General features: G+C 56.7%; 18 protein-coding genes, 3 pseudogenes and 1 riboswitch. Of the genes and pseudogenes, 10 read left to right on the top strand and 11 right to left on the bottom strand.

Going from position 1 to position 19423, the window contains the following annotated elements:
• Positions 1–3: 3 nt before the first annotated feature.
• The 8 genes and pseudogenes from AWT75_RS11120 to rfbB form a co-directional block, all read right to left on the bottom strand.
• On the bottom strand, positions 4–1047 hold the full coding sequence (locus AWT75_RS11120) for an NAD-dependent epimerase/dehydratase family protein (protein WP_062789178.1): 1044 nt from the start codon (positions 1045–1047) through the stop codon (positions 4–6).
• Between the two features lie 12 nt (positions 1048–1059).
• Positions 1060–2412 (bottom strand): lipopolysaccharide biosynthesis protein RfbH, encoded by a 1353-nt coding sequence (gene rfbH / locus AWT75_RS11115; RefSeq protein ID WP_062789177.1) that lies wholly within the window; start codon positions 2410–2412, stop codon positions 1060–1062.
• Complete coding sequence (gene rfbG / locus AWT75_RS11110) at positions 2409–3584, bottom strand: CDP-glucose 4,6-dehydratase (protein ID WP_239689556.1); 1176 nt, start codon at positions 3582–3584, stop codon at positions 2409–2411. The genes rfbH and rfbG overlap by 4 nt, the downstream gene beginning before the upstream one ends.
• Entirely contained in the window at positions 3481–4254 is a 774-nt protein-coding gene (rfbF, locus tag AWT75_RS11105; RefSeq protein WP_062789175.1) for a glucose-1-phosphate cytidylyltransferase, read from the bottom strand. Before rfbF ends, rfbG begins: the two co-directional genes overlap by 104 nt.
• Before the next feature lie 12 nt (positions 4255–4266).
• A pseudogene (rfbC, locus tag AWT75_RS11100) lies at positions 4267–4814 on the bottom strand (dTDP-4-dehydrorhamnose 3,5-epimerase).
• A 15-nt stretch (positions 4815–4829) separates the two neighbouring features.
• Complete coding sequence (rfbA, locus tag AWT75_RS11095; RefSeq protein ID WP_062789174.1) at positions 4830–5699, bottom strand: glucose-1-phosphate thymidylyltransferase RfbA; 870 nt, start codon at positions 5697–5699, stop codon at positions 4830–4832.
• 16 nt (positions 5700–5715) lie between these two features.
• Entirely contained in the window at positions 5716–6609 is an 894-nt protein-coding gene (gene rfbD, locus AWT75_RS11090; RefSeq protein ID WP_082696057.1) for a dTDP-4-dehydrorhamnose reductase, read from the bottom strand.
• Complete coding sequence (gene rfbB, locus AWT75_RS11085; protein ID WP_062789172.1) at positions 6606–7670, bottom strand: dTDP-glucose 4,6-dehydratase; 1065 nt, start codon at positions 7668–7670, stop codon at positions 6606–6608. The genes rfbD and rfbB overlap by 4 nt, the downstream gene beginning before the upstream one ends.
• A 200-nt stretch (positions 7671–7870) precedes the next feature.
• On the opposite strand from rfbB, the gene AWT75_RS11080 reads away from it, so the two are divergent.
• The 9 genes from AWT75_RS11080 (at position 7871) to AWT75_RS11040 (ending at position 16056) form a co-directional block, all read left to right on the top strand.
• Positions 7871–8971 carry an MraY family glycosyltransferase gene (locus tag AWT75_RS11080; RefSeq protein WP_062789171.1) on the top strand — a complete coding sequence of 367 codons (1101 nt, stop codon included), beginning with the start codon at positions 7871–7873 and terminating at the stop codon, positions 8969–8971.
• A 172-nt stretch (positions 8972–9143) separates the two neighbouring features.
• On the top strand, positions 9144–9431 hold the full coding sequence (gene groES / locus AWT75_RS11075; RefSeq protein WP_045846653.1) for a co-chaperone GroES: 288 nt from the start codon (positions 9144–9146) through the stop codon (positions 9429–9431).
• Between the two features lie 55 nt (positions 9432–9486).
• Complete coding sequence (gene groL, locus AWT75_RS11070; RefSeq protein WP_045846652.1) at positions 9487–11130, top strand: chaperonin GroEL; 1644 nt, start codon at positions 9487–9489, stop codon at positions 11128–11130.
• A gap of 129 nt (positions 11131–11259) precedes the next feature.
• A complete protein-coding gene (locus AWT75_RS11065) occupies positions 11260–12006 on the top strand; it encodes a Nif3-like dinuclear metal center hexameric protein (protein ID WP_062789170.1) in 747 nt (248 codons plus the stop codon).
• 120 nt (positions 12007–12126) lie between these two features.
• Complete coding sequence (gene petA, locus AWT75_RS11060; protein ID WP_045846650.1) at positions 12127–12711, top strand: ubiquinol-cytochrome c reductase iron-sulfur subunit; 585 nt, start codon at positions 12127–12129, stop codon at positions 12709–12711.
• Positions 12712–12725: 14 nt separating this feature from the next.
• Positions 12726–14063, top strand: a complete 1338-nt coding sequence (locus AWT75_RS11055) for a cytochrome b (RefSeq protein ID WP_045846649.1) — start codon at positions 12726–12728, stop codon at positions 14061–14063.
• Between the two features lie 17 nt (positions 14064–14080).
• The gene (locus AWT75_RS11050) at positions 14081–14842 is read left to right on the top strand and encodes a cytochrome c1 (RefSeq protein WP_062789169.1); all 762 of its coding nucleotides are present in this window, start codon (positions 14081–14083) and stop codon (positions 14840–14842) included.
• A 156-nt stretch (positions 14843–14998) separates the two neighbouring features.
• The gene (locus AWT75_RS11045; RefSeq protein WP_062789192.1) at positions 14999–15601 is read left to right on the top strand and encodes a glutathione S-transferase N-terminal domain-containing protein; all 603 of its coding nucleotides are present in this window, start codon (positions 14999–15001) and stop codon (positions 15599–15601) included.
• Between the two features lie 8 nt (positions 15602–15609).
• Positions 15610–16056 (top strand): ClpXP protease specificity-enhancing factor, encoded by a 447-nt coding sequence (locus tag AWT75_RS11040; RefSeq protein WP_045846739.1) that lies wholly within the window; start codon positions 15610–15612, stop codon positions 16054–16056.
• Positions 16057–16100: 44 nt separating this feature from the next.
• On the opposite strand, the gene AWT75_RS11035 is transcribed toward AWT75_RS11040, so the two are convergent.
• The 3 genes and pseudogenes from AWT75_RS11035 to AWT75_RS11030 all read right to left on the bottom strand — a co-directional run bounded on the left by AWT75_RS11035 (position 16101) and on the right by AWT75_RS11030 (position 17769).
• Complete coding sequence (locus AWT75_RS11035; RefSeq protein ID WP_062789168.1) at positions 16101–16841, bottom strand: GGDEF domain-containing protein; 741 nt, start codon at positions 16839–16841, stop codon at positions 16101–16103.
• A 140-nt stretch (positions 16842–16981) separates the two neighbouring features.
• Positions 16982–17038: pseudogene (locus tag AWT75_RS23840) on the bottom strand (hypothetical protein); the annotation flags it as partial.
• Positions 17017–17769 carry a histidine kinase N-terminal 7TM domain-containing protein gene (locus tag AWT75_RS11030; protein WP_062789167.1) on the bottom strand — a complete coding sequence of 251 codons (753 nt, stop codon included), beginning with the start codon at positions 17767–17769 and terminating at the stop codon, positions 17017–17019. The pseudogene AWT75_RS23840 and the gene AWT75_RS11030, both read right to left, overlap by 22 nt.
• Positions 17770–17872: 103 nt before the next feature.
• A riboswitch (S-adenosyl-L-homocysteine riboswitch) is annotated at positions 17873–17938 on the top strand.
• A 70-nt stretch (positions 17939–18008) separates the two neighbouring features.
• Between AWT75_RS11030 and ahcY the strand changes: the two are divergent.
• A pseudogene (gene ahcY, locus AWT75_RS11025) lies at positions 18009–19408 on the top strand (adenosylhomocysteinase).
• The last annotated feature ends 15 nt before the right edge of the window (positions 19409–19423 follow it).

Genomic DNA, 19423 nt, shown 5'->3' with positions numbered 1-19423 from the left:
TTCTCAGGATATCAGGCGTGCCCATTTCGCAGTACGCCGGATGGCATCATCCAGGCTGGTTGTGACAACCAGACCCAGTTCGCTGGCAATGCGTTCCACGGAGGGAACATAGGCTTGGGGTTTCGCACCCGGGGCCGGTGTTTGCGCAATACAGACCTTGCCCTTGGCATTCAGTACTTGATTGACCCGGTGAGCCAGGTCGCCAATCGAAATGGCCTCTTGTCCACCGATATTGAATGCCCGATTATTCGGCGCAGTGAACAGCATGGTCCACAGCCAGATTGCAAGGTCTGCCGCATACAGATAGCTGCGCAGTGGTGTTCCGTCGCCCAGAATCTGGATGTCGGCATCCTGTATGGCTGCCTGTATGAAATTGCCAATGGCGAAGTGCTTGTCAAGAGGCAAATGGGGTCCAACAAAGGCAAAACACCGGGCAATGGAGACTTCCAGTCCGGGGCGTGCTGCAGCGGCCATGCTGCAAAGCATTTCGCTGACGCGTTTGCCTTCGCCGTACGTGGATGCCGATGCCAGGGGATCCGGTGCTGTGGTGCATTCTTCAGTTATGGTGTTGCCATTTGTCCTGCCATAAATGGCTCCGGAACTGAGCAGCAGGAGGCGTCGTGCCTGTGTCCCGATCGACATGGCATCCACTATCCTCTGTGTGCCACGGATGCAGGTGTCCAGTATGTCGGCTGGCGTGCTGGTGGCAACCACATCGGTGGCTGCATGAATGGCGAAGCGACAGTCGCTTGCTGCGTCTGTGGACAAATTACGGACGTCGCCTTTTAGCCACTCCACCCCGGTGCTTTGCCGCAGTGCCGGAAAAGAGTCGATAAAACTCTCCGGTGAACGGCTGAGTACTCGAATCTGTGCATCCAGCCCCAATTGGTTGTTGGCATGAATAAAACTGCCCAGCAACCATTTGCCGATGAAGCCGGTTCCACCCGTGAGCAGGATGCGTTGACCGCGCAGTTGCTCCCAATGGGGTCCAACAGCGCGGAGGATATGATCCAGATCCTCTTGCGGCAGCTTTAGCGGGGCAAGCATGGGGTTTTCCACTTAGAAGTTAACCCCAAAAAACGCTTCAAGCTTGTCGGCAATGTAGTCCAGTTGTTCTTTACCCAGTCCTGGGAATGTGCCAAGCCAGAAGGTCTGATTCATTACTACGTCCGTATTGGTCAATTCTCCGCTCACGCGGAAGTTGCGCCCTGCCATATAGGGTTGCTTGGTCAGATTGCCGGCAAACAGCAGGCGGGTACCAATTTTGTTTTGCTCCAGGTAGTCAATTAGCACTCCGCGCTGTACTCCGGCGCTTTCCTTGAGAATGAGTGGAAAGCCGAACCAGCTTGGTTCTGAATTGGGGGTGGCTTCCGGCAGATGCAGGTATTCCTCAACGCTTGCCAGACGAGCCTTGAGATAGGCGAAATTGGCTCGGCGTTTTGCAATGAATTCCTCCAGCCGGTCCAGTTGTGCCAACGCACAGGCGGCCTGCATGTCGGTAATTTTCAGGTTGTAGCCCAGATGGCTGTAGGTGTATTTGTGATCGTAGCCATCTGGCAGGTCCCCACCCAGCTGTTTCTTGGTCCAGCAGAAACGGTTGTTGCAGGTATTGTCTTTGCCGGGCGGGCAGTAGCAGTCACGTCCCCAGTCGCGGAAGGATTCGGCGATTTTTTTCAGCTCGCTGTCATTAGTGAAAACCGCGCCGCCTTCACCCATGGTGATGTGATGGGCAGGGTAGAAACTGAGGGTGGCAATATCACCAAATGTACCAACTAACTGGCCGTTGTAGGTTGCACCCAAGGCATCGCAGCAATCTTCTACCAGCCACAGATTGTACTTTTTGCACAGGCCGGTGACGATTTCCAGATTGAAAGGATTGCCCAGGCTGTGCGCCAGCATGATGGCCTTGGTCTTGGGGCTGATGGCAGCTTCAATCTTGCTGGCATCAATATTGTGAGTCGCCAGATCGACATCGACAAAAACCGGGACTGCACCAAACTGCAGGATGGGGTTAACCGTGGTAGGAAAGCCTGCCGCCACGCCAATCACTTCATCACCGGGTTTGATGGCCTTGTCACCCAGTTTGGGGCTGGTTAAGGTGGAAAACGCCACCAAGTTGGCTGATGAGCCGGAGTTGACGGTGATCAGATGCTTTACACCCAGAAAACGGGCGAGCTTTTCTTCAAACATCGCATTGAAGCGACCTGTGGTCAGCCAGCCATCCAGCGAGGCTTCCACCATCAGTTGCAGTTCGCGGGTGCCGATTACTTTGCCGGAAACAGGAACAGCACTTTGTCCTGGAACAAAAGCTTTGGGAGCATGGGCAAGCTCGGCATATTGGCGTACCAGTTCGTTGATCTGGCTGCGCAGTTCATCAAGCTTGGGCTGGAAATTGATTGGGCTGGTTGTCATTGTATTGTTTGGTATTGAGTAATTTGATCAAGGCAGTGGGCGCGCATATCGCCCCCCTGCCGCCAGGCCTGATGCCAGTCCACGATTTGGGACAGCGCGGTTGCAAGCGTCCAGCGCGGTGCCCAGTTAAGGTGTTGGCGAGCCTTGGAAATATCCAGTTTGAGAAAATTGGCTTCGTGCGGATGGGTGCCCGGCTGCAAGTTCCAGCTGGCACCATTGCCCCATGCTTGGCATAGCCGCTCGACTATCCATTGTACTGGTTTGGCATCTTCGTCCCTGGGGCCGAAGTTCCAGCCCTCTGCATAGACCTGGCCATGCTCATAGAGGTGTTGGGCAAGAAGCAGATAACCTGACAAGGGTTCCAGAACGTGCTGCCAAGGGCGTATGGCGTGAGGGTTGCGTATCTGTACGGGCTGGTTTTGCTCCAGCGCACGCAGAATGTCCGGCACTAGCCGGTCTGCGGCCCAGTCGCCACCGCCAATCACGTTGCCTGCGCGTGCAGTGGCCAGGGCAATGCCTTCGGATTGCAGAAAAGACTGGCGGTAAGCGCTGCTGACCAGTTCGGCACAGCCCTTGCTGTTGGAGTAGGGGTCAAACCCGCCCATCGGCTCGTTTTCGCGATAGCCCCAGGGCCATTCGCGGTTCTCGTAGCATTTGTCGGTGGTGACGTTGACGATAGCCTTGACTGTTCCAGCCTTTCTGGCTGCCTCCAGCACATGCACCGTGCCCATGACATTGGTGGCATAGGTTTCCATCGGCTGCTGGTAGGAAAGCCTGACCAGTGGCTGGGCCGCCATGTGGATGACGATTTCGGGAGCAAATTCGCTAAACAGGACGTGCAGCCGGTCGTAATCGCGGATGTCGCAGATCTGGTGGTCCAGGCCGCGGGCAACATCTGCGCACTCAAACAGCGATGGTTCTGTTGGAGGCGGCAGGGCAATGCCCCGAATTTCGCTTCCCATGGCTTGCAGCCACAGGCTCAGCCAGCTGCCCTTGAAGCCGGTATGGCCAGTGAGCAGGACTCGCTTGCCTTTCCAGAACGCAGGGCTAAGGTGCTGCTTGCTCATTTCAGTCCCACTTTTTCCAAGGAGCATTGCCAGTGGCCCACAGTTCTTCAAGCAGGTGCTTGTCGCGCAGGGTGTCCATTGGTTGCCAGAAGCCTTGGTGTTCATAGGCCATCAGCTCTCCGGATTGTGCCAGTTGCATCAGCGGCTCTTGTTCCCAGATGGTGGCATCACTCTTGATGTATTGAAGAACTTGCGGTGAGAGAACGAAGAAGCCGCCATTGATCATGGCCCCATCGCCTTTGGGTTTTTCCTGAAAGCTCCTGACGTGTTTGTTATCGATCTCCAGCGCGCCAAACCGTGCGGGCGGGTATGTCGCTGTCAGGGTGGCTGCCTTGCCATGGGATTTGTGGAATTCGATGGTGGCCGCAATGTCGATATCGCTGACGCCGTCACCGTAGGTGAGACAGAACGCATCTTCATCCTTGACGTAATCGGCCACACGTCCCAGCCTGCCGCCAGTCATCGAGTTGTCGCCAGTATCCACCAAAGTAACCTTCCACGGTTCCGCACGTCGCTGGTGGACATGCATCTCGTTTTTCTGCATGTCGAAGGTGATGTCCGACATGTGCAGAAAGTAATTGGCGAAATATTCCTTGATGAAGTAACCCTTGTAGCCGCAGCAGATGATGAAATCGTTGATCCCGTGGTGGGAGTACATTTTCATGATGTGCCACAGAATGGGTTTGCCGCCGATTTCAACCATGGGCTTTGGGCGGACTGAGGTTTCTTCGCTGAGACGTGTGCCGAGCCCGCCTGCCAGAATGACTGCTTTCATGATGTGTTCCGTTCAATCAAAAAGCTGCGCGGTGTTGAAGGCGCAGGCTTGCATGTCTTTGCCCGACAGGGAAGGTGTGCTGTCCAGCATCCAGTCGATGTCTAACTCGGCATCGTTCCAGATGATGCTGCGCTCATGGTCCGGGGCGTAGTAGTTGGTGGTCTTGTACAGAAACTCGGCATGCTCGGACACAGTGACAAAACCGTGGGCAAAGCCTTCCGGAATCCACAACTGGCGTTTGTTGTCTGCTGATAGCATTACCCCCACCCATTGACCGAATGTGGGCGAGCTGCGGCGGATATCCACGGCAATGTCATACACTTCGCCCAGCGAGCAGCGCACCAGCTTGCCTTGGGCAAACGGAGGCAACTGGTAGTGAAGCCCGCGCAGCACACCCTTGCCGGAGCGGCTGTGGTTGTCCTGGACAAATTCAACCTTGCGGCCAATGGCTTCTTCAAAGCGCTTCTGGTTGAAACTTTCGAAGAAAACCCGCGGTCGTCGCCGAATACGGCAGGTTCAATGATTTTGACGTCCGCAATGGCGGTATCGATGATTTTCATGAATGGCTTGCTTTCTTACTTCAGCAGCTGCAGCAGGTATTGCCCGTAGGCATTTTTCTTCAGCGGTTGTGCCAACTGTTCCATTCTGGCTGCATCAATCCACTGCTGCACGTAGGCAATTTCTTCCAGACAGGCCACTTTCAGACCCTGGCGGTTTTCCACGGTGGCAATGAACTGGCTGGCTTCCAGCATGGATTCGTGGGTGCCCGTATCCAGCCAGGCATAGCCACGCCCCATGGTCTGCACATCCAGCTGGCCTTGCTGCAGGTAGTGGTTGTTGACATCGGTGATTTCCAGTTCGCCGCGCGGTGAGGGGCGGATGGACTTGGCGATGTCGACAACCTGATTGTCGTAGAAGTACAGGCCGGTGACAGCATAGTTGGATTTCGGTACAGCCGGTTTTTCCTCAATGGACAAGGCCTTGCCCTCGGCATCGAATTCCACCACGCCATAGCGCTCCGGGTCCTGCACATGATAGGCAAACACGCTGGCGCCTTGCTGCTTGGCGTTGGCCGCCTTCAGCAGTTTGGGGAAATCATGGCCATGGAAGATGTTGTCACCCAGTACCAGTGCCGAAGGTGCGCCTGCCAGGAAGTCTTCGCCAATGATGAAGGCCTGTGCCAGGCCATCCGGACTGGGTTGTACCGCGTATTGCAGGCTGATGCCCCACTGGCTGCCATCGCCCAGCAATTGCTCGAAGCGTGGAGTGTCCTGTGGGGTGGAGATGATCAGGATGTCGCGAATCCCGGCCAGCATCAGCGTGCTGAGCGGGTAGTAGATCATCGGCTTGTCGTAGATGGGCAGCAATTGTTTGCTGACTGCCAGTGTGGCAGGGTACAGACGGGTGCCGCTGCCTCCCGCCAGGATGATGCCTTTACGTTTCATCTGCTTTCATCCTGTATCAGGAATTGAAGATCTGCTGGAACACCTGTTCCACGCCGCTCTGCCATGTTGGCATGTTCAGGCCGAACGCGTCCTGGATTTTACTGCAATTTAGCCTGGAGTTGCCGGGGCGTTTCGCCGGGGTCGGATAGGCGCTACCGGGAATGGCGTGCAGGTTTTCCGGCTTCAGTTGCAGTGCGACACCGTAACGTTCCGCCAGTGTCAGCAGGTATTGGCTGTAGCCATGCCAGCTGGTGCTGCCGCTGCTGGTCAGGTGATAGGTGCCAAGCAACTGCTTGTCCTTGCTGGTTTGCCATTGTTTGATGATGTGGGCGGTCACATCGGCAATCAGCGCAGCGGGTGTGGGTGCGCCAATCTGGTCGGCCACCACATTCAGGCTGTCGCGTTCACGCGCCAGACGCATGATGGTCTTGAGGAAGTTGCCGCCATGAGCGCCCACCACCCAGCTGGTGCGCAGGATGATGTGGTCTGCACCACTGGCACGGATGGCCTGTTCACCCTGGCATTTGCTCAAGCCATATATAGACTGCGGGTTGGTGGCATCGCTCTCTTCATAAGGCGTGGTCTTGTCACCATCAAACACATAGTCGGTGGAGTAGTGCAGCAGCAGGGCATTTTTTGCTGCGGCCCAGTCAGCCATCGCGGCCGGTGCGGCTGAGTTCACGGTATGGGCCAGTTCGGCGTCAGTCTCGGCCTTGTCCACGGCGGTGTAGGCGGCCGGGTTGACGATGATGTCTGGTTGGTATTGTTCCAGCACCGCGGCAATGTCCGTCGGGCGGGACAGGTCCAGTTGCTGGCGATCCAGACAGATGCACTCGCCCAGCATGGCCAGCGAGCGACGCAGCTCGAAGCCCAGCTGGCCATTGATGCCGGTAATCAGGATGCGGCTCATGCCTTGTTCCCGTAGTGTTGTTCCAGCCATTGGCGATAATTGCCGCTGGTGACGTTGCTGACCCAGTCCTGATTGTCCAGGTACCACTCTACGGTCTTGCGGATGCCGCTCTCAAAGGTTTCTGCCGGTTTCCAGCCCAGCTCACGTTCCAGCTTGCGTGCATCAATCGCATAGCGGCGGTCATGGCCAGGGCGGTCCTGCACATAGGTGATCTGCTCGGCATAGCCTGTGCCATCGGCCTTGGGGCGCAGTGTATCCAGAATGGCGCAAATGGTGTGCACCACATCCAGATTGGCCTTTTCGTTCCAGCCGCCAACATTATATGTTTCACCCAGGCGACCTTGGGCCAGCACGGTGCGGATGGCGCTGCAATGGTCTTTCACATACAGCCAGTCGCGGATTTGCTGGCCGTCACCGTAAATGGGCAAGGGCTTGCCCGCCAGCGCATTCAGGATGACCAGGGGAATCAGTTTTTCCGGGAAATGATAGGGGCCGTAGTTGTTGCTGCAGTTGGTGGTGAGGACGGGCAAGCCGTAAGTATGGTGCCAGGCACGCACCAGGTGGTCCGACGCGGCCTTGCTGGCCGAGTAGGGACTGTTGGGTTCGTAACGATTGGTCTCGCTGAACGGGGCGTCAGTGGCGGACAGCGTGCCGTACACCTCGTCGGTGGAGACGTGCAGGAAGCGGAAGCCCGCCTTGGCTTCGCCTTCCAGGGCATTCCAGTAAGCCCGCACGGCTTCCAGCAGGTTGAAGGTGCCTACCACATTGGTCTGGATGAATTCACCCGGGCCGTGGATGGAACGATCAACATGGCTTTCTGCCGCGAAGTTGATGACAGCGCGCACCTGATGTTGTTGCAGCAGTCGGCTCACCAGCTCGCGATCACCGATATCGCCCTGAACAAATATATGGCGCGGGTCGTTTTCCAGGCTGGCGAGGGTTTGCAGATTGCCAGCGTAGGTCAGCTTGTCCAGGTTGATCACACCTTCGTCATTGCCATTCAGCCAGTCCAGAACAAAGTTGGCTCCAATGAAGCCGGCACCGCCAGTCACCAATATCATTTAACAATTCCAATAAGTAAGTGGTTTTTGCTTGGCGCGGGGCCATGGTAAAGTAGCCCACCGTGGGCAAGTACATTGTGCTCGCCTGCAAGGCCGACATTATAAGACAAAATTGCCCGGCTTCTCGTTGTACAGTCTTGCGACTGCGGCGGGCAGGCCCGATTATTCCGTTTCCACGCCCATTCAGGCCTTGATGCCCCATGTTGCAGATTCTCTTGCTTGCACTGATTGCTTCTTTCACTACCGGGCTGTTGCTGATTCGGTATGCACACTTGCATGCACGCTTTTCGACCGATGGTGACGTCACCGGCGTGCAGAAATTCCATGCCACCCCGGTGCCTCGCATTGGTGGCCTGCCCATCATGCTGGGCCTGATTGCCGGCTGTGCGCTGTCTGGCTACCTCAACACATCGGTATGGGTGTTGTTGCTGTTGCTGTCGGCTTTTCCGGCATTTGCAGCTGGGTTTATTGAAGACCTCACCAAGAAAATCGGCCCCTTGCCTCGCTTGCTTGCCACCTTTGTGGCTGCTGCACTGGGTTATTTCCTGCTGGGTGCCGGGCTGGCCCGGCTGTCCATTCCAGGTGTAGATCAGCTGCTGGCTTCCTACTGGTGGCTGTCCTTGCTGCTCACCATGGTGGCGGTCGGAGGTGTCGCGCATGCCGTCAACATCATTGATGGCTATAACGGTTTGTCCGGCATGGTAGCGGTGTTCATTTTCCTGTCCATCATTTATGTCTGCTTCAAAGTGCATGACATCGTATTGATGAGTGTGTGCTTTGCCATGGTTGGCGCGGTGCTGGGTTTCCTGTTCTGGAACTTCCCGCGCGGGCTGATTTTTGCCGGCGATGGCGGGGCTTATCTGATTGGCTTCATGATTGCTGAAATGTCGGTTTTGCTGGTGGCGCGCAATCCGGCAGTGTCGCCCTGGTTTCCCTTGCTGTGCGTGATCTACCCTGTTTTTGAAACCATCTTTTCCATCTACCGGCGCAAATTCCTGCAGGGCAGGGCGGTGGGCTATCCGGATGCGCTGCATCTGCATCAGATGATCTACAAGCGCATGGTGCTGTGGATGGTGGGCTCCAAGGACGCACGTCACCTGACCCAGCGCAACAGCATGACCTCACCTTACCTGTGGTTGCTGACCTCGTTTTCGGTGGTGCCGGCCATGTTGTTCTGGAACCATACCTGGGTGCTGATGCTGTTCTGCCTGTTGTTTGTGCTTGGCTATTTGCGTCTGTATCGCATGATCGTGCGCTTTAAAGTACCCAGCTGGCTGGTGTTGCGTCGCGACGATTCCTGAGCCCTGCCTGTCCGGGTGAGCAGCAAAGTTTTTGCAGCCCCCCCACTTGAAACCTCCTTGAGCCGTCCCTATTATTAGCACTCGTCAGGGGCGAGTGCTAATTCCCGCCCCGTGCTGCCATCCAGGCAGATCATTTTTGCTTTCAACAGCCAATTGTATTTAGGAGAGATCAATGGCAATTCGTCCGCTGCACGATCGTGTTGTTATCAAGCGCCTTGAGGCTGAAGAAAAAACCGCATCCGGCATCGTTCTGCCGGGCGCTGCAGCTGAAAAGCCCGACATGGGCGAGGTGCTGGCTGTCGGTAACGGCAAGGTTCTGGACAATGGCGAACGTCGTCCGCTGGAGCTGAAGGTTGGTGACAAGGTCATCTTCGGCAAGTACTCCGGCCAGTCCGTCAAGGTTGATGGCGAAGAAGTCCTCGTGATGCGCGAGGAAGATGTGATGGGCATCGTCGAGTAATTCCGACCCATACACCCTTCTACGATCCTTTACATAGAATTCTGGAGATTTGAGCATGGCTGCAAAAGACGTAAAGTTTGGTGATTCCGCACGCGCCAAGATGGTGGTTGGTGTCAACATTCTGGCTGACGCCGTCAAGGTTACCCTGGGCCCGAAAGGCCGCAATGTCGTGCTGGACCGCTCCTTTGGCGCGCCGACCATCACCAAGGATGGTGTATCCGTTGCCAAGGAAATCGAACTGAAAGACAAGTTCGAAAACATGGGCGCACAGATGGTGAAGGAAGTTGCTTCCAAGACTTCCGACGTGGCTGGCGACGGTACCACTACCGCTACCGTTCTGGCCCAGGCCATCGTGCAGGAAGGCATGAAGTTTGTTGCCGCCGGCATGAACCCGATGGACCTGAAGCGCGGCATCGACAAGGCTGTGGTTTCCCTGGTAGGTGAAATCGCCAAGATCGCCAAGCCATGTGCCACCACCAAGGAAATCGCTCAGGTTGGTTCCATTTCCGCCAACTCCGATTCCGACATCGGTGAAATCATCGCCACCGCCATGGAAAAAGTGGGCAAGGAAGGCGTGATCACCGTTGAAGACGGCAAGAGCCTGAGCAACGAACTGGACGTGGTGGAAGGCATGCAGTTCGATCGCGGCTACCTGTCCCCGTACTTCATCAACAACCAGGAAAAACAGATTGCCGCTCTGGACAATCCGTTCGTCCTGCTGTTCGACAAGAAGGTTTCCAACATCCGCGACCTGCTGCCGGTACTGGAGCAAGTGGCCAAATCCGGTCGTCCGCTGCTGATCATCGCCGAAGATGTTGAAGGCGAAGCACTGGCTACCCTGGTGGTCAACACCATCCGCGGCATCCTGAAGGTGGTTGCTGTCAAGGCTCCGGGCTTTGGCGACCGTCGCAAGGCCATGCTGCAGGATATCGCCATCCTGACCGGCGGTACCGTGATTGCCGAAGAACTGGGCCTGACCCTGGAAAAAGCCACTCTGGACATGCTGGGCCAAGCCAAGCGCATCGAAGTGGGCAAGGAAAACACCATCATCATCGACGGCGCTGGTCAGGCTGATGCCATCCAGGCTCGCGTTGGTGAAATCCGTCGCCAGATCGAAGAAGCTTCTTCCGATTACGACCGCGAAAAACTGCAAGAGCGCGTGGCCAAGCTGGCTGGCGGTGTTGCCGTGATCAAGGTTGGCGCTGCCACCGAAGTGGAAATGAAAGAGAAGAAGGCTCGCGTTGAAGACGCGCTGCACGCTACCCGCGCCGCTGTGGAAGAAGGCGTTGTCGCTGGCGGTGGCGTGGCCCTGCTGCGCGCTCGCTCCACCCTGGACAGCCTGAAGACTGACAATGTCGATCAGGATGCTGGCGTGAAGATCGTACTGAAGGCCATCGAAGCTCCGCTGCGTCAGATCGTCAAGAACGCTGGCGACGAGCCGTCCGTTGTGGTGAACAAGGTACTGGAAGGCAAGGGTAACTTCGGTTACAACGCTGCTACCGGCGAATACGGCGACATGCTGGAAATGGGCGTGCTGGATCCGGCCAAGGTAACCCGCTCTGCCCTGCAACACGCTGCTTCCGTTGCCGGCCTGATGCTGACCACCGACTGCATGATCGCAGAACTGCCGGAAGACAAGCCGGCTGCTGGCGGCATGCCGGACATGGGTGGCATGGGCGGCATGGGCGGCATGATGTAAGCTGCTTTGGCCTCTCGCTGAACCTGAAAACCCCGCACTTGTGCGGGGTTTTTGTTTTTGGATCGCAAACAGGTAGCGCGTCTTATCTCTGGCACAATAAGCGCATTCAGAACCAGGCAAAGGTGTCCCATGCAATTAATGCAATTGTTGAACAGCATCGATCAATGGCTGGAACCGTGGCGCTACAAGGACTATGCGCCCAATGGCCTGCAAGTGGAGGGTAGGGCGGAAGTAGCGCGCATTGTCTGCGGCGTGACTGCTTCGCAGGCGCTGATTGATGTGGCCATTGCGCGCCAGGCGGATGCCATCCTGGTGCACCATGGTTACTTCTGGAAGGGCGAAGATGCCCGGCTGGTGGGCATGAAGCGGCAGCGTGTGGCCAAATTGCTGCAACATGACATCAGCCTGCTGGCTTACCACCTGCCGCTGGATGCTCATCCCGAGCTTGGCAACAATGCCAGGCTGGCTGCCGTGCTGGGGCTGGATGTGGCCGGCCAGAGTGGTGAGCAGGGATTACTGTGGCATGGCAGCTGGCCCACGGCGGGTAGTGCACGGGATTTTGCCGATCATGTCAGCATGCTGCTGGGGCGCCCTGCCCAGCTGTTGGGTGATGAAAATCAAAGAGTAAGCAAGGTTGCCTGGTGTACCGGCGGGGCGCAGGGTTTCTTTGAAGAGGCAATCGCTCTGGGTGTACAGGCCTTTGTGACGGGCGAAGTGTCCGAGCAGTGTTTTCATCTGGCCAACGAATACGGTGTGGCATTCATTGCTGCCGGACATCATGCCACCGAGCGTTACGGAGTGCAGGCGCTGGGTGAGAAAATTTCTCATTTACACGGCATAAATGTGGAATTTGTCGATCTTTTCAATCCGGTTTAGACAAATCCGGCCGACATAGGTCAATTTATTTGCATAGGCGCTTCATGTCCCTACTGCTAATCAGGTAAAATCGTCTGGTTTGAAGTTTAAGCTCGGTTTCCACGTTTGAGGATGACTGTAATGAGTGAACAACAAGTCGATACGGGGCGCCGTCGGTTTCTGACGGTAGCAACCAGCGCTGTTGGGGGTGTGGCGGTTGCCGGGGTGGCAACGCCGTTTCTGATGAGTTTCTTCCCGTCTGAACGGGCAAAAGCTGCTGGCGCACCGGTTGAGGTGGATATCAGCAAGCTGGAGCCGGGCCAGAAGATCAACGTTGAATGGCGCGGCAAGCCGGTATGGCTGTTGTCCCGCACCAAGCAGCAGATTGCCGATCTGCCGAAGAACGACCCCAAGCTGGTGGACCCCAAGTCCGAAGTAGAGCAACAACCCAAGTACTGCCAGAACGAAGGCCGTTCCATCAAGCCGGAACTGCTGGTTGCCGTGGGCATCTGTACCCATCTGGGCTGTTCGCCGACTTTCCGTCCTGATCTGGCACCTGCCGATCTGGGTCCGGAATGGCTGGGTGGTTTCTACTGCCCGTGCCACGGTTCCAAGTTCGACCTGGCTGCCCGCGTGTTCAAGGGTGTGCCGGCGCCGAAGAACCTGGAAATTCCGCCGCATAAGTATCTGTCCGATACCCGCCTGCTGATTGGCGACGACAAATAAGCTGAGGGGGAAAAATGAGCAAAGGACAAAAGCTGCTGAACTGGATTGACGACCGCTTCCCGCTGTCATCGATGCTGAAAGAGCACGTTACCGAGTATTACGCACCGAAGAACTTCAACTTCTGGTACTTCTTCGGCTCGCTGGCCATGCTGGTTCTGGTTATCCAGATCGTGACCGGCATCTTCCTCACCATGAACTACAAGCCGGATGGCAACCTGAACGCAGCCGGCATCCCGGTAGCGTTTGCCTCGGTGGAATACATCATGCGTGATGTGGCAGGTGGCTGGATCATCCGCTACATGCACTCCACCGGTGCTTCCATGTTCTTCGTGGTGGTTTACCTGCACATGTTCCGTGGCCTGATCTACGGCTCGTACAAGCAGCCGCGCGAACTGGTATGGGTGTTTGGTTGCCTGATTTTCCTGTGCCTGATGGCTGAAGCCTTCATGGGTTATCTGCTGCCTTGGGGCCAGATGTCCTTCTGGGGTGCGCAGGTGATCGTGAACCTGTTCGGTTCCATCCCGGTAATCGGCCCGGACCTGTCGGTGTGGATCCGTGGTGACTTCGTGGTGTCCGATGCCACGCTGAACCGCTTCTTCGCCCTGCACGTGATTGCCGTGCCGCTGGTGCTGCTGGCCCTGGTGGTGGCTCACCTGATCGCGCTGCACGAAGTGGGTTCCAACAACCCGGATGGCGTGGAAATCAAGAAACTGAAGGACGAAAAGGGCATCCCGCTGGATGGCATTCCTTTCCATCCTTACTACACCGTGAAGGATATCTTCGGTGTGGCCGTGTTCCTGATCGTGTTCTCCATCATCGTGTTCTTCCTGCCGGAAATGGGTGGCTACTTCCTGGAACACCCGAACTTCGACCAGGCTGACCCGCTGAAGACCCCGCCGCACATTGCGCCGGTATGGTACTTCACCCCGTTCTACGCCATCTTGCGTGCCATTCCGTCCTTCCTGGGTACCCAGGTTTGGGGTGTGATCGGCATGGGTGCTGCCGTAGTGGTGATTGCCTTCCTGCCGTGGCTGGATCGTTCCCCGATCAAGTCCATCCGTTATCGCGGTCCCAAGTTCAAGTTCATGCTGGTGCTGTTCATCATCGCCTTCATCGGCCTGGGCATCCTGGGTGCCATGCCGCCGACAGCTGGTCGAACCCTGATCTCGCAGATCCTGTCGTTCGTCTACTTCGCCTTCTTCCTGGGCATGCCGTTCTACACCAAGAACGACGTTGGCACCGTACCGGTACCGACCCGCGTGACGGACACCAATGGCAAGCGTCAGCTGCAGTTCCTGGTGCTGGTGGCAGTGACCGTGATTGCGGCCTACCTGTTCGCCACCAACGTGTAAGCAAGGGGAAAGGACATATGAAAAGCAAAATCCGCCACCTGATCGCTGCCATGGCGCTGGTGTTGCCGGTAAGCGGCACGGTTCTGGCCAATGAAGGGCCGAAGCTGGAAAAGGCTCCGATCGACATTCAGGACACCGAAAGCCTGCAACGTGGTGCCCAGCTGTTCAGCAACTACTGCCTGTCCTGCCACTCGGCCAGCGCCATGCGCTACAACCGTCTGGAAGACATTGGCCTGACTGAAGAGCAGATCAAGGCCAACCTGTTGCCGGAAGGTGCCAAGATCGGCGACCAGATGAATGTTTCCATGGACAAGAAGGACGCCAAACTGTGGCTGGGTGCGGCGCCGCCGGACCTCTCGCTGATTGCCCGTTCCCGTGGTGCAGACTATCTGTACGCCTACCTGCGTGGCTTCTACCGTGATCCGTCCCGTCCGACCGGCTGGAACAATCTGGTGTTCGACAAGGTTGGCATGCCGCACGTGCTGTGGGAAATGCAAGGTGAGCAAGTACTGAAGACCGAGAAAAATGCTGAAGGCCATGAAGAGCACAAGCTCGAACTGGTCAAGGCCGGTACCCTCACCAAGCTGGAAAACGGCAAGGCCAATACCGCCGAGTTTGACAAGCGTATGGCTGACCTGACCAATTACCTTGTGTACATTGGTGAGCCGGCTCAGGTGAAGCGCCATCAGATCGGCTACATTGTGCTGCTGTTCCTGGGTGTGCTGCTGCTGCCACTGACCTACTTCCTGAAGAAGGAATACTGGAAAGACGTGCACTAAGTACTGGTGCAGTTCAAAGAAAAAGGCGGATATTTCCGCCTTTTTTCTTTTGTAATCATGGTGTTGTGATCTAGTTGTGGAAATTGCCATCCCGAAAATGGTAAAATCCCTTCTTTGATCGAAATCGACAGCTCCTGTCAAGGATATCCGCAAGCCATGATGACTCTTTATTCTGGAATTACCTGCCCCTTCAGCCAACGTTGCCGTATCGTGTTGTATGAAAAGGGCATGGATTTCGAGATCATCGATGTAGACATTCACAACAAGCCGGAAGATCTGGCTGTGATGAATCCCTACAACGAAGTGCCGGTACTGGTGGAGCGTGACCTGATCCTGCACGAATCCAACATCATCAATGAATACATTGACGAGCGTTTCCCGCACCCGCAACTGATGCCGGCCGACCCGGTGATGCGTGCGCGTGCCCGCCTGTTCCTGCACCGTTTCGAAAACGAACTGTTCTGCCACGTGAAAGTGCTGGAAGCCGGCGCTTCCGGCAAGGAAGCCACCAAGGCGCGTGAAGCCATCCGTGATGGCCTGACCACCATTGCACCGGTATTTGCCAAGCAAAAGTTCATGCTGGGTGAAGAGTTCTCCATGATCGATGTGGCCATCGCTCCGCTGATGTGGCGCCTGGAGCATTACAACATCGACCTGGGCAAGCATGCTGCTCCCATCCTGAAATACGCCGAACGCATTTTCCAGCGTCAGTCTTTCATTGATTCGCTGACCCCGTCCGAAAAGGCCATGCGCAAGTAAGGATGACCATGAGCGCCAGTACCAAGCCATATATGCTCCGCGCACTGTATGAATGGTGTACGGATAATGGTCACACCCCCTTTGTGGTGGTGTGGGTGGATGAGCATACCGATGTCCCGCGCGAATACGTGAAGAACAACGAAATCGTGCTCAATATTGCCGCCAGTGCAACCCATAATCTGCGCATCGACAACGAGTGGTTGTCGTTCTCCGCCCGCTTTGCCGGTGTATCGCGTGATATCTGGGTGCCGGTTGGCAATGTGATGTCGATTTTCGCGCGGGAAACCGGCGAAGGAATGGGCTTCGAGGTTGAACTGGGTCAGACACCAGGCAAACCTGCCTTGCAGCCGGTCAGTGCGGCCACTGAGCCGGTGGCTGATGCCGACGCAGACAGCCCGGCACCGGAAACCCCGCCGCGTGCGGGTGGTCGTCCCAGCCTGCGTATCGTGAAGTAAGGCGTGTGATGTCAAACAAGGCCGGGATATATTCCCGGCCTTTTTCATTCACTGCCTGCGTTTTGCGTCGGGGTGTGCGGACTGTTTTCCGTCGGGCTGGAGTCCTCCGCGACTGCCGGAGTGGGGGCGTGCAGTAAAACCTGGTTCTTGCCCTTGGCCTTGGCCTGATACAACGCCATGTCCGCCAGCTGGTACAGGCGGGCAAAATTATTGCCATCCTGCGGAAAGCAGGCAATGCCGCAAGAGAAGCTGGTTTGAAAGCGCTGCTCCTCGGCCTGGAACTGTAACTCGGAGAAGCGTTGTCGCAGTAGCTCCATGCGCATCCAGCCATTGCGCTGGTCTGCCGAAGGCAGCACCACGATGAACTCCTCGCCACCCAGGCGACAGACAATATCCGCCTGCCGGCAATGGGCGCGCAGCAAGTCGGCCAGTGCGCACAGCACGGTGTCGCCAATGATGTGACCAAAGCGGTCATTGATGCTTTTGAAGTTGTCCAGATCAATCAGCGCAAAAGTCAGCGAGCGCTGTTCCCTGCCAGCCCGGCTGATTTCCCGGCCCAGGGTTTCTTCCAGATAACGACGGTTGTACAGGCCGGTGAGCGGATCGTGCAGGGCCTGCTCCCGCAGTGTGTCCTGCAAGGTTTCGATTTCGTCGATACGGGTTTTCAGTTGCAGATAGGCCTGATGCAAGGCCTCCTCCGCCAGACGCTGCCGCGAAATATCACGCAGCACCAGCATGCGCCCACCCAGGGTAACGCCGCTTTCACGGATGGGAAAGGCGCGCACTTCCAGAATGGACGCGAGCCTGGCCCGTTCAGTTCCACCTGATGCGAGCCATCCTGATCTGCCACTGCAACCAGGGCGGCAATCTGCAATTGCTGTCCGCACAGCACACCTGCCGGTTTGCCAAACAGGTTGGCAGCTGCCGGATTGATATCCAGAATGGTTTTTTCATTGTCTATCACCACAATGCCGTCACCCATGGCATTGAAGGCGTACCGCGCGCGATGGGCACCACATACAACATGCGCAGGTAAAGCAGGTCGAAGGCAAAAATGGCACCGGTGGCGGCAAAGCACAGCGGTGTGGGGTCCAGTCCTTGCCAGCTGATATTGCCTGACAGGTACAGCAGATTGCCTATCCACGGGACAATGGCGCCCAGCATCAGGATGAGCGACTGGCCGCGGTAATGAGGCGAGTAAAAGTGCAGGGTACGCAGCAAGAGCAGTGAGCCAAGCAGCATCATCAGATAGGAATACCCGGCAACCAGTAACCAGAACAAAGGCCCGTGATTGAAAATCAGCAGATTGTGTCCGGAGGGAGAAGGCTGAAAGCTGCGCCAGATCAAGCCATGCTTTTCATTGCTAAGCGCAAGTGCCAGGCTGAACAGGGGAATCAGCAATAACTGCATGATGGTGCGTGGACGTAGTGCGCGTTCCAGCTGGTTGTAATCGGCGGCCAGCAGGAAAAACAGTACCGGCACACTCAGGGTGCCCAGGTATTCCACCTTGGACCAGAAAATCTTGTCGCGCAGCAGGGTGGAGGACAGCTCTATGGTGGCCGCGCCGGCCCAGACCGTGACAGCCAGCATCAGCCAGGCCAGATAGCGGGCTCCGCTTACCTTGCGCCTTTCCCAAGCCAGGATGCCGATGGTGGCAGCACTGAGGGCGGCTAACCCGGAAATGGCTGAAATGGAGGTAAAAACAAGAGACATGAGACCCGCTATGCAAAGTGACTATATTTACCGCAACGTTTTAGTTTAACCCCTGTTGTGCAAGTTTCATTCACATTTTTGTGTCTCTAGGTATAATTACGGCATTCCCGAGGAGCGCTGCGAGGTCAATCCCCAGGCTCGGGCTTCTTGCAAACGGCGCTCACCTGACTAATCTCCGTGCCGATGCCGGAATAGCGGGTGAGCCGCGTTCCGGCCGGCGTGTGAAAGGACTTTGCACGATGGCTGAATTCTCCGATTTTCACGTAGCTGACATCAATCTTGCAGCCTGGGGCCGCAAGGAACTTGCAATCGCCGAAACCGAAATGCCCGGCCTGATGGCGCTGCGTGAAGAATACGCGCACCAGAAGCGCTGCGCGGTGCCCGCATTGCCGGTTCGCTGCACATGACCATTCAGACTGGCGTGCTGATCGAAACCCTGGTGGAACTGGGTGCCGATGTACGCTGGGCTTCCTGCAATATCTTCTCCACGCAAGACCACGCCGCTGCCGCCATTGCCGCAGCCAATATCCCGGTATTTGCCTTCAAGGGTGAAAGCCTGGATGAATACTGGGAGTTCTCCCACAAGATCTTCGAATGGCCGGAAGGTCAGGAAGCCAACATGATTCTGGATGACGGTGGCGATGCCACCTTGCTGCTGATGCTGGGCAGCAAGGCCGAGCAAGACCGCAGCGTCATCAGCCATCCGTCCAACGAAGAAGAAACCGCGCTGTTTGCTGCCATTGCCCGTTACCTGGAAGTAGACCCGCACTGGTATTCCAAGCGTCTGCCGCATATCAAGGGCGTGACCGAAGAAACCACCACCGGCGTGCATCGTCTGTACCAGATGCAAAAAGAAGGCCGTCTGCCGTTCCCGGCCTTCAACGTCAACGACTCGGTGACCAAGTCCAAGTTCGACAACCTGTACGGCTGCCGCGAATCGCTGGTGGATGGCATCAAGCGTGCTACCGACGTGATGATCGCCGGTAAGGTCGCCGTGGTATTGGGCTACGGTGACGTGGGCAAGGGCTGCGCCCAAAGCCTGCGTGGCCTGGGTGCCACCGTATGGGTAACCGAGGTAGACCCGATCTGCGCGCTGCAAGCCGCGATGGAAGGCTACCGCGTGGTGCGGATGGATGACGTGGCCGATCAGGGCGACATCTTCGTTACCACCACCGGCAATGTATCGGTGATTACCCATGAGCACATGGTCAAAATGCGCAATAACGCCATCGTGTGCAATATCGGCCACTTCGACAGCGAAATCGAAGTCGCCAGCCTGCGCCAGTACCAGTGGGACAACATCAAGCCGCAGGTTGACCACATCATCTTCCCGGATGGCAAGCGCATCATCCTGCTGGCCGAAGGCCGTCTGGTGAACCTGGGCTGCGCTACCGGCCACCCCAGCTTCGTGATGTCCAACTCCTTCACCAACCAGGTGCTGGCGCAGATGGAAATCTTCCAGCACGGTGAAAAGTACGGCAAGGAAGTGTATGTGCTGCCCAAGCATCTGGACGAGAAGGTGGCCCGCCTGCACCTGAAGCGTATCGGTGCCAACCTGACCGAGCTGTCCGACGAGCAGGCCGCCTACATCAGCGTACCGAAGCAGGGCCCTTATAAGCCGGCGCACTATCGTTATTGATAGCGGGCTGTAAGG

The organism is Aquitalea pelogenes (assembly GCF_001515305.1).
Lineage (GTDB): Bacteria > Pseudomonadota > Gammaproteobacteria > Burkholderiales > Chromobacteriaceae > Aquitalea > Aquitalea pelogenes.
This window is presented reverse-complemented; position numbering and strand designations above follow the sequence as displayed.